Origin of the sequence: Shewanella marisflavi (assembly GCF_002215585.1) — a bacterium.
GTDB lineage: Bacteria > Pseudomonadota > Gammaproteobacteria > Enterobacterales > Shewanellaceae > Shewanella > Shewanella marisflavi.
In genome coordinates this window covers 1,953,586-1,967,294 of record NZ_CP022272.1, presented here as the reverse complement: position 1 = coordinate 1,967,294, position 13,709 = coordinate 1,953,586, and the positions used below count along the sequence as shown (strand labels likewise).

Below are 13,709 nucleotides of genomic sequence, written 5' to 3'. Positions count from 1 at the left end.
ACCTGAGATTTCTGTGTTTTTTATCTCATATATTGACTGCTAGACTGATGGTTAAGCTAACAAGAGAAGAGGCATTAGGAGATGGGTTTACTACAAGAAGGCCAATGGGTCGACAAATGGTATGACACAGACAAAACAAAGGGCGAGTTTGTCAGAGAGGATTCCGCCTTTCGCCGCTGGGTAAAGGCGCCAACGCCACAAGATCCTGAGCCAGAATTTAAAGCCGAGTCTGGACGCTATCATCTCTATGTGTCGCTCGCCTGCCCTTGGGCCCACAGAACCCTTATCTTTCGCGAGCTCAAATCCTTGCAAGCCCATATCGGCGTCACGGTTGTCGAGCCCCATATGTTACAAAATGGCTGGGAATTTAGTGGCCCTAACCAAAGCGAGCAAGCCCATCATATAGAAGGTAGTGAGATCGACAGACTCAATGGCAAAGACTATCTATACCAGATCTACCAGCTGGCAAAGCCAGACTATAGCGGCCGAGTCACTGTGCCCGTATTGTGGGATAAGCAGCGTCAAACCATCGTCAGTAACGAATCGGCGGAGATCATCCGTATGTTTAACAGCGCCTTTAACGAGATCACAGGCAATCACCTGGATTTCTATCCAGAGCCGCTCAGGCAGGAAATTGATGAGTTAAATGACTGGATCTACGACAAAATCAACAATGGTGTATACCGTGCCGGCTTCGCTACGACTCAAGCGGCTTACCAGCAGGCGTTTGATGAACTCTTTAAAGCATTAGATAAACTAGAAACTCGCCTGAGTACGCAGCGCTATCTCACGGGCGAAAGACTGACCGAAGCCGACTGGCGCCTGTTTACCACCCTGGTGCGATTCGACGCCGTCTATGTTGGCCACTTTAAGACCAATCGCAACCGTATCAGCGATATGCCCGCGCTGCAGGATTATCTCAAGGCCTTATACCAGCATGAAGGGGTCGCCAAAACGGTTAATTTCGAACATATCAAGCAGCATTACTACTACAGCCATGGGCAGATAAATCCAACCCGTATCGTCCCTGTTGGCCCAGAGCTCGCTCTGGACACGCCCCATAGCAGAGGTGATAGCGCGAGCTAAACCTGCGCTGTGCCAATCTTTGTCTCGGTGCTCAGCTTATCGCCACACCGAGGCAATCGGCCACCTCGGCCAGCTGCTCTGGCCCATCCAGAGTGAGGTGCCATTGCACTGCACCCGCATCGGCAACCATTATATGACCCGCACTCAGTAAGCGTACATCGTCGGCCATGGCATAAAGGCTGGCGCCTGATGCATTCAACTTAACCAACACCTCTTGGGGCGACACAATAAGTCGGCCGCCGGAAAATTCGATGACCACTTAGGCCTCCTTTGAGATACAAAAAGACCCAGGGTGACCCGGGCCTTATACTGACTATCTTGGGATCACCTTAGTGGTGATGGCCGCCTACGCCGTGAGCGTGGCCATGGGCGATCTCTTCCGCTGTTGCTTCACGCGCATCAAGGATCTCAAGATCAAAAGTCAACTCGCGGCCCGCCAGTGGATGATTGATATCCACTGTCGCCATAAACTTACCCACCTTAAGTACAGTTACCTGACGCTGCCCCTGATCTGTGCTGATAATGGCGCGCATACCCGGCTTCCAGGTTTTCGCCCCTTGCAGATGCTTAATCGATACACGTTGCTCGCCGTCTTCATTACGAACGCCATAGGTCTCTTCCGGCGGCAGGGTAACAGAAAACTTCTCACCGATGGCTTTGCCTTCGATCGCCTTCTCGACGCCAGGCATCATGTTGTCATGTCCATGCAGGTAGGCAATGGGATCCAGTCCTTCATTGGTTTCCAGTACTTCACCTGCTTCATCGCGTAAGGTGTAGTTAAACTGCACAACCATATCGTCTTTAATGCTCATCAAGCGTCCTTAGTTAGTCTCTTTTCTGATGTGGGCGAGAGCTTAGCAAAACTTACTCTCAGGCGCTATGCCTGTTAGCTTTTACCACCCGGCACTATGGCCAGATGTTCAATTTCCCTCAATATCTGGTGATTTTTCAGCGCCAGTTGACACACACCGCCGCGGATTTGATGCTGGGCAGAGCAATCTACGCTCCATTGACGCAGCAAATAACCGGCAAGCGCCGCGCGGCAGCTAAGCACAAGTTCGCCGTCACTCATCTGATAATCGAGCGCTATCGCCTCAGGGTGGCTCAGGCTAGGATGGGGGATCAACACCAAACTCACCAGCTTCTGCCAATAGGCATCCTTGTCTTGCAGCTCATGATCAAAAGGTTCTGTCTGGCTTTCACTCACCGCCTTGAAGCGGGTAACGACAAAATCAGTAAACACTTGGTGGGTGCGGTCAAAACAGCGCACATGCCAGCGCTGGCCATTGTTGACTAAGGTATGGGGGACTAACTCGCGCTGGGTTTCACCTGACGAAACTGACACATAAGTCACGGCAACCGCCTGCTTATGGGCAATCGCCCGCATCACGGCAGCAATGATATTGGTATCGGGGTGAATCAACTGCACCGCATCTAAACAAACGCTGCTGGGCGTCACCGGATGGGACAGACCGTCACCAAAGCCATTAGCCAGGCCATGAAGAATGGCCTCAGGATCATGGTCGAACAGCGGCGTAAACTCGTTGCGTCTATGATAGCGCTTAGTCTGATGGACCAGCTCCATGTTGTTTGGCGCCAGCTCACGGTAGCTAGCAAAATCACGCGTAGCCGCTGCGAGGCCGGTCGCAAATTTGGCGATCAGATCCTGGCGCGAGACCTGACCGAAATATTGCAAACTAAAATCGATAAACGCCAACCGTTGCCTTTGGGCAAACGACAAACTCTCCATTGCATCCATGTCACTACCTTTAATGCTTAATCTGAGCGCCTAAGTATTTAATCGATAGCGCCCCTCAAAAGCACTTAAGCTAGTGCAAAAGCCAAACAGATGCAATCATTATGGTTAGTCCTACTTTATCCCCAAGGCGCTGAAGGTATCGTCGCTCGGAAAACCATCGGCCACCAGACCGACACTTCGCTGAAAAGCCTGCAAACCAGCGCGCGAGTTAACGCCGAGCACTCCATCAGGCTTACCGACATCGAAGCCCTTCTCGTTCAGTTTTTCCTGCAATAGCTTAAGCTTAGCGCGGCTGATATTGTCATGTTTTGGCGGCGTGATATGCAAAGGCGCGGCCCCATTGATGCGATCGGCGAGATGACCCACGGCGATGGCGTAAAACTCAGAGCGGTTCCAGCGCATGATCACATCGAAGTTATCATAACCTAAGAATGCCGGTCCGCTATGACCTGCGGGCAAATAGAGCGCCGCCTGCATATCGGGCGTCGACAATGCCTTACCGCTCACCTGAGTCAGGCCTAACTCGGCCCAGGTGGTTAGACTCTGTTTATCGTTTCGTCCAAGGTGGCGAAAATCATACCCTTTAGGCAGCAACACCTCCCGGCCCCAACGTTCGTTGCGCGCCCAGCCCAGCTGATTTAAGAAGTTCGCCGCCGAGGATAATGCATCTTGAGTGCTGTTAAACAGATCCGCCTTGCCGTCGCCATCGGCATCGACTGCATATTTAGCATAAGCCGAGGGCATAAACTGGGTGTGACCCATGGCGCCCGCCCATGAGCCTTGCATCTGCTCATTGTCAAACTGATAAGCTTCTTTAAGCTTTAACGCCTGAATCAACTCACCAGTAAAATAATCACTCCGTCTGGGATCGCAGGCTAAGGTGGTGAGAGAATCGATCACCGGCATCTTACCCTTGTATGAACCAAAGTTGGTTTCCAAGCCCCAGAAGGCCACCAGATACTGTGGAGGGATGCCATATTCCTGCTTGAGTTTATTGAGCAGGGTTCCGTGCTCCTTAAGCAGACGTCGTCCCTCTTTCACTCGCCAATCCGTGACCCTTTTTGAAAAGTAGTTATCAAAAGTCTGGCTAAACTCAGGCTGCTTCTTATCCAGTTCAATCACCCTGGCAACATACTTCACCTTGCCCAGCGAACTCTCCACCGTTGCCTGAGACACACCTGCGGCTAAGGCTTTCTCTTTAAGCGCCACCACACAGGTATCAAAATCTTGGGCAAGCGCAGTAGCACTGTGTAAGCCGGTCGCGAATAGGAGAGAGGCATAGGTGAGTAATTTTTTCAAAATAGAGACTCCACGAAAAACGGCTAAAAGAATAAGAAACTTAATGATCTGCAGCCAGCAAAAAATCAGAACCATTGCCAGACATAATAACGACTCGAGTCACTTATGCTAAATGATTTATGATTAATTATTCGAACTTAGACCAGTTCAACGAGTAAGCGGGCAAATAGTGGCCAGCCCGGCTCAGGTATCGCTTGGCTCAAGATGCACATCGCGTATAATGGGCTCGTTTTTTATCCTTTCTAAGAGATCTAGCATGACTGACAACAATCCCGTTTTAGCAAGCTTTATTGAAAACGTAAAAGAGCAGCAAGCCGTTTGGGGCCTTCAGGATGAGACTGGCGAAGGTTGGGTCGTGTGTGACTCATCAGAGTATGAAGAAACTGATGTGATGCCGCTGTGGTCAAGCGAAGCACAAGCCAAAGTGCACTGCACCGAAGAATGGCAAGATTATCAGCCTGCTCCTATCGTACTGGAAGAGTTGCTAGAATACTGGATCCAAGATCTTCACGACGATGGCGTTTTAGTGGGCGTTGACTGGGTAGCCGAACAAGAGTGTCTGGAACTGGACCCTATTACCCTGGCTAAATGCCTGGTAGACATAGAGCAAGAGTAAATCTTGACGTCTCTGGTTATCCCAGCGGCAGATAAGGCATAACCCTTGTCTGCCGGCTATCCCCTGATCGACATCCCGTTTGACAAGCGCCATACCTGCTGGTTTTGCGCCGAGCCCTGCGATCGTCAGTTTCATTATCAAGCCCTGACACACTGCCCCCACCCTTCGCTGGCTGTACCCGCCTGTAAAGAGTGCCAACTGATCGCCAACAAGAATCCACTGACCTCTATCTGGGATTGCCATAGCGCCGTCAAAGATGAGTTGATGCAACGCTACGCCAAACATCTGGCCATAGGCGAAAACTGGACCAAAGAGGAGCTAGAGGAGGCAGACTTTACCTGTAAGGTATTTGAAGGCTTTAAGAAAAGTGCTTGGTTTATGTATGAGGTCGCCAAAACGCGGGTGAGTTATGTGCCCTGGCCCATTAGCCTAAACGGAGTTCTGCTAGAAGATAGCAAGTATAGCGCTGACTTCGAATTCGATGGTATGCACTATAGCTCGCTCTCCAAGGCAATAGCCCACTACGCCAAGATGTTAGGCTTAGATAAGGCTTTTCTGACCGAGTTGGTAGCTGCCGTTGGTCGACAGCGATTTGGCTATGCGGTGCGCGTCGCCAGAATCAATATCGTCGCCACTCAGGCTGTAAAACGTCTGGTGATAAACGATATCCTGGCCGAACAAGCCGCCGATTAAGACAACTGACTCCTAAGTCGCTCTTGCACTACGCCGACTAAGAGATCTGGCTGGAACTTAGAGATAAAGCGATTGCAACCCACTTTTTCCACCATGGCATTGTTAAAACTGCCACTAAGAGATGTGTTGAGGGTAATAAAAAGGTTTGCCATACGCTTATCGCTGCGCACCTCATAGGTAAGGCGGTAACCGTCCATCTCTGGCATTTCGGCGTCGGTGATCAACATTAAGATCTCTTGATTGATATCACGGCCCTCATCACACCAACGTTTAAGTAGGTTAAGAGCCTGCAAACCGTCTGACGTTTCGATCACTTCGATGCCGAGTGGCGCCAGTGTATCCTTGACCTGGCGACGCGCCGTGGATGAATCATCGGCGATCAGTATCTTGCGGCCCATCATCTTATCGACAAGGGATTCATCTAGCACACCTTCTGAGATGGCGATATCGTAATGCACTATCTCCGCCAGTACCTTTTCCACATCTATGATAGAGACCAAGCGTGTCATACCATCCTGCTCTACCTTAGTGATTGCAGTGAGATAATTGTGACTACCTGTGCTTCTTGGCGGCGGCATGATGTCGCTCCAGGTCATATTAATAATATGATCCACCTTACCCACCATAAAGCCCTGCACGCTTCGGTTGTATTCGGTAATAATAAGATTGGCTTCCTGATCATCACCCATGGGTTGAAAGCCGATGGCACTGCGAAGATCGATAACGGGAATGGAGGTACCGCGAATATTGGCCACCCCTTTAATGCTAGAATGACTGCCCGGCAAAGCGCTCAGCTTAGGCAGCTTGACCACTTCTTTGACCTTAAACACGTTAATTGCAAACAACTGGGTCGCATTGATCCGAAACAGAAGCAGCTCGAGACGATTCTCGCCAACTAATTGGGTCCGCTGGTCGACACTCTCTAGCACTTTAGCCATAACACTCTCACTACACCTTTAATCCAAATGACGTGAAACGCCACATAATTATAGCCATAATCACCATATTTAGTGGCGACATCAAGCCGCCAGATCACAGCTTTAACAAGTTTATTGATTATTCAAGGCAACCGGGGCAACCGGAACAATACGAGAGCCATTTTTCACGACTATATCCATGATTTTTAAATGTAACTCTTCTGATGCCAACTGAAAGGTGGGAAAGCTCTTAGTGCCGATATAGGCCAGTACATTCACCTGCAAACCGTGCAACCCAAAGCCCTTAAAAGTCACCCTAAGGGGCTCTTTCATCACCAGCTCATGGGCTTCGAGCATCTCTTTGATCTCAGCAACAATCGCCTTTAGCTGCGCCGATGTGGTCATGGCATAATCCAGGCGCACATCTGCCTTGAAGCGTATCTTCTCGCGCTGGGAGATGTTTTCAATCTCCATTTCCACCAGTTTGGCATTGGGCACATGGATCAAGGTTCTGTCTAAGGTTCTTATCTGAGTGCAACGCAGACCAATCTCTTCGACTGTGCCACTTATCTTACCGAACTTACACAGGTTACCCACCTTAATGGGCGCCGCCGAATAGAGGGTTATGGTGCCGATAAAGTTCTCAATCGACTGCTTAGAGGCCAGCGCGATAGCAATACCGCCTATTCCCATGCCCGCTATGATGGCACTGGCATTAAAACCTAAATGCTCTAACCATAAGAGCACCGCCATCACGGAAAATATCACTCTGATAAAATTAGTTAGCGGGCGTAGGAGTGACGCCGCCTGATCTTTGCCTTGGGCTTTCCAGCGCTTCTTTAAGCCCTGGTGCAAAATCCCCATACCACTCCATCCAAGCCAGATGATAGATGACACCAACAAAAACCCAGTATCTAACAACTCCACCGCTGCAGGGGAAATACTACTGTGGGCGCCCCAAATTCTCACCAATATCACCGCCAGCAACAAGCGTAATGGGCCGGCAACAATGTAGGCAAACTCCTCTTTAAGCTCATATTTGGTCATCAAAATGACTTTTTTCACCAACCAAGTCACTGGAATGGTGACCATAAATGCAGCGATAAGATAGCTTGTTAACAGGCACCACTCCCATAGATGCACGTTAAACCATCGCCCTTCAGGAATATGATTCACGAACCATTCAGCCACAGGACCATAACCCAGGTTTTGGTAGAGTTCAGGTACCTTTGCCACGGTCGCGTTGGAGACTTTCCAGATAGAACCGTCATCGCCTGGTACCCGCTGCAGGTAGAGTGAGACCTTGTCGCTTTGTAGTTCTACTCGGCCAAAGAGATCACGATAGGAAGGCAGTTGATCATTATCCTGTCCTTGGGGCGCGTCACTTATCTGGCTAAGATCCAACCAAATATTTCGCTCAATGATCACCTGTAACTGCTTAGCATAATCGGGGCCTTTCTTTGCCGACATGCCTTCTGGTAGATAGCGTAGATCTAAATACTCAGCAGCCTTTTCATAATCTTGCTCATACGCCGCCTCCATAAAACCTTCGAGCGTGCCCCTGGGAGTGTCCCGTTGTAAACTATCTTTATAGGCATAATGGTCTATCGTAGCGACATCATTGCTCTGGCGACTATCGGCCACAGCCACCTCATTTAATGCTCCAATCAGACTATCAGACGCCGCGCACCATGCGGAGCCGACGGTGAAGCTCAAAACAGAAATTAACAGCCAAACAACCAAGCGCATCCTAGCCCCCTAAATTGTCAACAAGCGCTTATAAATACTAGCATTTATACTTTATCTCAACAGCAGAAACCTACGCCTTGTTTCAGCAAAATGCCAACGATATCTGCAGAAAACAGCCCCTAACTGATTAAAGATTGACAAGTGAGCCAGCTACTCTATAATGGCTCGTTCTGTAGCTCCCAGCTCTGCCTTATTGCATCGTTAGACCTCTAGTCATCGCATCCAACAAATTGCAGTCATCTCGTCACACTATTGTCATTTATTGATGATTTACTGTGGCTAGTCTAGTGGTAACTCATTGATCCCGCCGATTTAATCTCGGCGTAGTTGAAGTCAATCACTTGATTATTTGAATTAAGCTGGGTAGTCTCAGAAAGGATCACATTCATCTTTCGCAACAGCTAAGGATATATTATTTGTTAAATTTCAACTGCAAACACGCAGTCTTAGATAAAAGGAGTATGGCCTATGTCGTACAAAGTTAACGGTCATGAGATCACAGTAAACTTTCCAGTGGACTCAATCTCAGTCAATAAATCTTCTATTGCTTTCACCGATAGCGTAGGAAAAAACAGACAAACTTTTGCAAAGCGCACCGACGCACTGCAATTTATGAAATGGTTGCTCTCAAGCAACAAATAACCTCACCGCTATTCGATACACCTCCTCTCACCCGTATCGAAGGTTGCCCAGGCAACAAGTAGGATTGACTTCATTCGTCAACGACTCAGCAGATAACATTTGGCTCAGGTTGTACCCCTTTCACAGGTACTGACCTGGCCAAATGGTTTTTAATCACCCCAGCTACAACTCACCATACTTGCGCTTGTATCGCGGCAACATAGATTGATTCCCCAAAAGCCCACCTTGATGCAGATAAAGCACAGGCTCATCTAACCCTTGCTGCAACTGCTGTTTAAGGCAGATCCAACCTAGGGGATCATACAAGAGCTCAAATTCGATACCTGTAGCACTTACCTCATGCCACATCTGATAAAAGGCCAAGTAGAGTTTGCCAAAATGATAACGCTTATCCATGGCAATAATTTGAGGATGCTGCGATTCATCTGGTGCTAACTGGGTAAATTGCTGACGAAGATAGGCATCGCCCCCCACTACGGCACAGGTGTTCACCCGAACGCTAGCATCATGGGCAAGAAAGTATTTCTGTAAATAGAGCGCCGTGGTGCCTGTACCAGAGGGAAGAAATACCAAGAGACCACTTAAGCCCTGTTCGCGCTTCCACGCCAGGATCTCTTGGCCAAGCTGGGCAACACCCGGTTCGGCAAAGCTGCAACGTCCTCCTTCAGGCACAAACAACTGCTCCTCACTGCCGGTCAATATCTGCTCACGAATGTAAGTGTCGGTATCTCGCCCTTGCCTGTCTTCACACTGGCTAAGGTCGATGATCTGCGCGCCATTGTTGAGCGCCGCTTGGTAGTTACCACACGGATGCTGAGACAGATAAGTGGGCAGATGATCGACATAAAAATCTAATTGCCAGCCCTTTATTTTGGCGAGCGCCGATAAGGAATAGAGAGAGTTCGCCTGGGGTGACCCATAACCAATGAGACGCTTTACGGCAGGGAAATCATGGTTAAGAAAATAGGCAAACTTACGGGCCTTATTGCCGGAAAACTCGGGATGCAGCAAGTCGTCACGTTTGACATACACCTTATGCTGCCAGATGTTGATAGCCTCAACCGGGGTCTGGGTTAATTTCATTACGTTAAGCATTTCTGGTAAACCTGGCGCTGAGTGTACACCCATTAACCGTGAATGCGTAATTTGACCGTTTATTGGCATAATATGTCAACCAGCCAAGAACAAACACACCTAATAGCTAATAAAAACAAAATTTTAAAAAGTGGCATGAATTTCGCTTTGTATTGTTCAGCTCATCTATAAGGGCTTGTTTGCCCGAGAAATATAATTAGCGACAGAGATAAGGAGTACTCAATGGCACTACTGCGCTTAATCTTTAATATTGCATGGTTTATTTTAGGAGGCTTCGTGATGGGGCTAGCCTGGTGGTTAGCGGGATTACTTTGCTTTATCAGCATCATAGGTATCCCCTTTGGCCGTGCCTGCTTTGTGATTGGTGAGATGGCCTTCTGGCCTTTTGGACAACAAAATGTCAACCGTCGTGCGCTGCAAGGCGTTGATGACTTAGGTACAGGCCCGCTAGGCATGATAGGTAATATCGTCTGGTTCCTACTGTTTGGGATCTGGTTGGCCATCGGACATATCGCCCATGCACTGGCTTGTTTTATCACCATCATAGGGATCCCATTCGGTATTCAACACCTGAAATTGGCCTTGCTAAGCCTGACCCCCATAGGCCAAACCATCACGGCCAAGGCCTAAGCGCTTAGGCCTACCTAGTCACTCTTAACTGTGTTCTCTAGGTAGGCCGCCAATAACTGCTCCACTTCGATACGCGCCAGTCCCTCATTATAAAGCGCCCGCCAACGACGCCCTTCAGGCGTATTACGAAAAGCAATATAGAGCGCCTTTGACTCCAGCAGTTGCTTATTAAATTGTAATCTGGTTTTGAGTTCAGAGAGATGAGGTTGCTGGATAAGATACTGATAGACATAACGATCCATTACCGCGCCTTGCACCCGCCCTGTAGCTACCTTGCGGATATTGTGCTCATCAGAGCTCACTAGCTCAACGGGTTGGATCCCAATGGCTATCATCTCATCTAAGGCTTGAGTATTCACATAGTCTCTCACCACACCTAAAGTGTAAGCATTTAAATCCTGCAGACGTGACCAGGTAATGGGATGATGGCTCTGCTCTAGAATCCCAAGCGGGCTCTCCCCCATGGCTTCTGAAAAGATAAACTTATCGGTAGGATGATAATATTCGGGGAAATAACCCTGATAGCCTGAGTCATCGCGGGAAACCACCCTCACTGTGCGGCTCCAGGGAAAATAATCCACAACCAGATCGTGGCCCATGGCTGCCAGTGCCGCGCGGGCAATAACCACACATGCCCCTCCCTCTGGCAATGTGGGACCAGAATAAGGTGGCCAGTTCAGAGATGACAGTTTTAGGGTATCGGCTCGCACGCTGCTAATACTCAGCATTAAGCAAGCCAGCAGCCCGCCCAAAAGTAAGCAGGCCATGTGTCTTAGGATCTCATGTGAAAGCAGAATTTTCTTATCACTCCCTATCACTACGCGTTTCCCCAATTGCCCGCCTGATAACTTTCCTTAACCGTTTAAAATCCTTTTGTTACATATTTTCACTGGCATAGATGCGCAACATCATGCAAAACAAGTATAGAAGAGAGGCCACACTCATGAGGTGCTTATGCTAAGAAAAACCTTAATTACTGTTTTCGGCGGAGGATTATGCCTATTAGGACTCGCCTTGGTGATACTGCCTGGTCCTGACTGGTTACTCCTGCCTATCGGTCTGGCCATCTTGAGTCTGGAATACCCCTGGGCCAAGGTCTGGCTAAAGAAGAGTCAACAACAGATGACGCGAAGTGCAAGCTGGCTCGATGGCAAGATTCGCGACTGGCGCTATAGCCGGTAACTGGCCGCGACCGGCTTTTCACTATTGACTTAGCCTGCCCTAAGCCAGGGCAAAACTAAGCCAAGGAAACACTTAGCCATGAAAAACTAAGCCATGGAAAAACTTAGCTTAGACAAAGCTAAGCCTGAGCAAAGTGGTCGCTGTTATGGCTTCTTTGAGTCAATGCATTTAACCTTTCTAAGATGGCTAACAGCACACCTTGACGGCGCATGTTTTCCAGCACGCCACGACTAAAGCCTTCTAGGCGACTCATGGCGGTCAAGAGCAAGCGACACTGATAGAAACTGGCCTCTTTAATGTAATCGGGTTTATCAACTAGGTGGGCATTTTGATACCACTCATGCCAATTTAGACGTTCGAGTAATAAGCCCTGATTGGCCAACTGCTCAACGAAAGCCTTCATGCTGATATGATTAATGGTCTGTTCGCCACGGGCAAACTGCGTAGCATATTGAGAATAGAGATTGGCTATCTGCAAAGATATTACACGTTTCATGTCGCACTCCTTAGTCCTCAGGTCAAATCGCCCCCTCTGGACCCATTCCTCTGCCTTTCCATTGAAGCTTCGCTTAATCCGTACCACAGAGATAAATAGTGACTTTTTAACACCCTAACCACTGGGGGCTGAATAGAAGCTGAACATTGAATGAACCTCAGGCTAGCTAGACATAGACGTCTGAAGACCATATGCTACAAAAAACGTAATCAGGGCGCTGGAGAGCACAGATGAGAAAATACACTACACGTCTTGGCCTTATCCTAATTGGACTGTCTATCGGCTTTGCACCGCAAAGTCTGGCCAAGAATGATAAACATGAGCATGGCGCCAAGAACAAGAGCGAAAAGAGTCTGCCACCCGGCTTACAAAAGAAAGCCGCCCGCGGCGAGCCACTGCCTCCGGGCTGGCAGAAGAAGCTCCATAGGGGGGATTACCTCGCCGATGATTACTATGATCGCGGTAAGGTTCGTGTTCCTATCGATCGCGATGGCAACATCACCCTAGATGTCGACGGCACCTTTATTAAATTGCACGACAAGACACGTCGTATCCTAGATATTATTAACGACTAGTTATCTGCAAGGACTAATACCCGTTTCGCTGAGCTTTAACAGCAAACATTAAAGACTGGCCTGCTCTTGGTAAAGATTAAATTCCTCCAAAATCAGGCTGGTAAATAGACGACCGGCGCGTCCCAAGGGGCGCTCCATGGTCGACACTAACTGAGGTGTAAAGCTGTAACGACTGCCACCCAGAAAATCCAGCTCCCGCAGTTCACCACTGGCCAGCTCCTCTTTAATCAGAAAATCAGGCATCCAGCCAAAACCCAGCCCCATTAGCAAAGCATTCTTTTTCATGATAAAGCCCGATAGGTAAAATACCTTGTCGCCGCCAAATTGCAGCTCATCGCTGTGGATCTTACCCGGCGATGAGTCTTCTATCGTCAGCTCCACATGCTGGAGCAGTTCAAATAGGCTCAGCTCTTTGGCGGTTGCCAGTGGATGAGTGCGACTCACCACTAAGATGCTGTTGATGTCGGGTAAGGGTTGTGGACGGTAATTAGGCCCGGTGCGATAGTCTTTCACCAACATGAGATCGGCATTATCACGCTCAAATCTATGTTGCACCCCGCCGAGAAACTCCATATTGAGCTGGATCTTAGTGGGGATCTTATACTCTGAGACGCGTTTTAACGCCCGCATAATGGGCTCCATTGGCAACGAACCATCAACCACTAACTCCAGCTTAGGCTCCCAACCCTCACTGAAACGGCTGGCTAAATGTTCAATATTGCCAAGGTATTGCAGTAATCGTTTGCCTTCGGCAAGAATCACCTTACCCTCGGGCGTCAATTCGGCGCGGTACTGATCCCGACAAAAAAGCTTTACACCCAAGTGTTGCTCAAGCTTCTTCACCTGATAACTCACGGCCGACTGCGCCTTATGCAATCGCTCCGCGGCCTTGGAAAAGCTGCCCTCCTCCACCAGAATCGACAACACCCTAAAGGCTTCCACATCAATCTTCATCTCACTACCCCGGCGT

16 protein-coding genes are annotated in these 13,709 nt (G+C 48.9%); 6 read left to right on the top strand and 10 right to left on the bottom strand.

What is annotated here, in order from left to right; genetic code table 11:
* The first annotated feature begins 81 nt into the window (after positions 1 to 81).
* A complete protein-coding gene (locus CFF01_RS08570; protein WP_088904525.1) occupies positions 82 to 1,086 on the top strand; it encodes a glutathione S-transferase family protein in 1,005 nt (334 codons plus the stop codon).
* 31 nt (positions 1,087 to 1,117) lie between these two features.
* Here CFF01_RS08570 and CFF01_RS08565 read toward each other — a convergent pair whose 3' ends face one another.
* From CFF01_RS08565 to CFF01_RS08550, 4 genes are all read right to left on the bottom strand, one after another.
* The gene (locus CFF01_RS08565; protein WP_088904524.1) at positions 1,118 to 1,345 is read right to left on the bottom strand and encodes a DUF3389 family protein; all 228 of its coding nucleotides are present in this window, start codon (positions 1,343 to 1,345) and stop codon (positions 1,118 to 1,120) included.
* A 70-nt stretch (positions 1,346 to 1,415) separates the two neighbouring features.
* On the bottom strand, positions 1,416 to 1,898 hold the full coding sequence (locus tag CFF01_RS08560; protein ID WP_033538051.1) for an FKBP-type peptidyl-prolyl cis-trans isomerase: 483 nt from the start codon (positions 1,896 to 1,898) through the stop codon (positions 1,416 to 1,418).
* A gap of 74 nt (positions 1,899 to 1,972) precedes the next feature.
* A complete protein-coding gene (locus CFF01_RS08555; RefSeq protein WP_033538050.1) occupies positions 1,973 to 2,845 on the bottom strand; it encodes a WYL domain-containing protein in 873 nt (290 codons plus the stop codon).
* A gap of 111 nt (positions 2,846 to 2,956) precedes the next feature.
* Positions 2,957 to 4,144 (bottom strand): lytic murein transglycosylase, encoded by a 1,188-nt coding sequence (locus tag CFF01_RS08550; RefSeq protein ID WP_232479531.1) that lies wholly within the window; start codon positions 4,142 to 4,144, stop codon positions 2,957 to 2,959.
* Positions 4,145 to 4,400: 256 nt separating this feature from the next.
* On the opposite strand from CFF01_RS08550, the gene CFF01_RS08545 reads away from it, so the two are divergent.
* Both CFF01_RS08545 and CFF01_RS08540 read left to right on the top strand, forming a co-directional pair.
* Entirely contained in the window at positions 4,401 to 4,760 is a 360-nt protein-coding gene (locus CFF01_RS08545; protein WP_033538049.1) for a DUF2750 domain-containing protein, read from the top strand.
* Positions 4,761 to 4,805: 45 nt separating this feature from the next.
* Positions 4,806 to 5,453, top strand: coding sequence for a hypothetical protein (locus CFF01_RS08540; RefSeq protein WP_088904522.1), 648 nt, complete (start codon positions 4,806 to 4,808; stop codon positions 5,451 to 5,453).
* Here CFF01_RS08540 and CFF01_RS08535 read toward each other — a convergent pair.
* The 3 genes from CFF01_RS08535 to CFF01_RS08520 all read right to left on the bottom strand — a co-directional run bounded on the left by CFF01_RS08535 (position 5,450) and on the right by CFF01_RS08520 (position 9,844).
* Positions 5,450 to 6,391 carry a chemotaxis protein CheV gene (locus tag CFF01_RS08535; RefSeq protein WP_088904521.1) on the bottom strand — a complete coding sequence of 314 codons (942 nt, stop codon included), beginning with the start codon at positions 6,389 to 6,391 and terminating at the stop codon, positions 5,450 to 5,452. The genes CFF01_RS08540 and CFF01_RS08535 overlap by 4 nt on opposite strands.
* Before the next feature lie 111 nt (positions 6,392 to 6,502).
* The gene (locus tag CFF01_RS08530; RefSeq protein ID WP_232479530.1) at positions 6,503 to 8,014 is read right to left on the bottom strand and encodes a mechanosensitive ion channel family protein; all 1,512 of its coding nucleotides are present in this window, start codon (positions 8,012 to 8,014) and stop codon (positions 6,503 to 6,505) included.
* Positions 8,015 to 8,923: 909 nt separating this feature from the next.
* Complete coding sequence (locus CFF01_RS08520) at positions 8,924 to 9,844, bottom strand: 1-aminocyclopropane-1-carboxylate deaminase (RefSeq protein WP_088904518.1); 921 nt, start codon at positions 9,842 to 9,844, stop codon at positions 8,924 to 8,926.
* A gap of 234 nt (positions 9,845 to 10,078) precedes the next feature.
* Between CFF01_RS08520 and CFF01_RS08515 the strand changes: the two genes are divergently transcribed.
* Positions 10,079 to 10,486 carry a YccF domain-containing protein gene (locus CFF01_RS08515; RefSeq protein WP_088904517.1) on the top strand — a complete coding sequence of 136 codons (408 nt, stop codon included), beginning with the start codon at positions 10,079 to 10,081 and terminating at the stop codon, positions 10,484 to 10,486.
* A gap of 14 nt (positions 10,487 to 10,500) precedes the next feature.
* Here CFF01_RS08515 and CFF01_RS08510 read toward each other — a convergent pair whose 3' ends face one another.
* Positions 10,501 to 11,253 carry a substrate-binding periplasmic protein gene (locus tag CFF01_RS08510; protein ID WP_088904516.1) on the bottom strand — a complete coding sequence of 251 codons (753 nt, stop codon included), beginning with the start codon at positions 11,251 to 11,253 and terminating at the stop codon, positions 10,501 to 10,503.
* Positions 11,254 to 11,440: 187 nt separating this feature from the next.
* Between CFF01_RS08510 and CFF01_RS08505 the strand changes: the two genes are divergently transcribed.
* Positions 11,441 to 11,668, top strand: a complete 228-nt coding sequence (locus tag CFF01_RS08505) for a PGPGW domain-containing protein (RefSeq protein WP_088904515.1) — start codon at positions 11,441 to 11,443, stop codon at positions 11,666 to 11,668.
* Positions 11,669 to 11,786: 118 nt separating this feature from the next.
* On the opposite strand, the gene CFF01_RS08500 is transcribed toward CFF01_RS08505, so the two are convergent.
* Entirely contained in the window at positions 11,787 to 12,164 is a 378-nt protein-coding gene (locus CFF01_RS08500) for a DUF6508 domain-containing protein (RefSeq protein WP_088904514.1), read from the bottom strand.
* A gap of 230 nt (positions 12,165 to 12,394) precedes the next feature.
* On the opposite strand from CFF01_RS08500, the gene CFF01_RS08495 reads away from it, so the two are divergent.
* A complete protein-coding gene (locus CFF01_RS08495) occupies positions 12,395 to 12,739 on the top strand; it encodes a hypothetical protein (RefSeq protein WP_088904513.1) in 345 nt (114 codons plus the stop codon).
* A 48-nt stretch (positions 12,740 to 12,787) separates the two neighbouring features.
* On the opposite strand, the gene CFF01_RS08490 is transcribed toward CFF01_RS08495, so the two are convergent.
* Positions 12,788 to 13,693 (bottom strand): LysR family transcriptional regulator, encoded by a 906-nt coding sequence (locus CFF01_RS08490; RefSeq protein WP_033538041.1) that lies wholly within the window; start codon positions 13,691 to 13,693, stop codon positions 12,788 to 12,790.
* Positions 13,694 to 13,709: the final 16 nt, after the last annotated feature.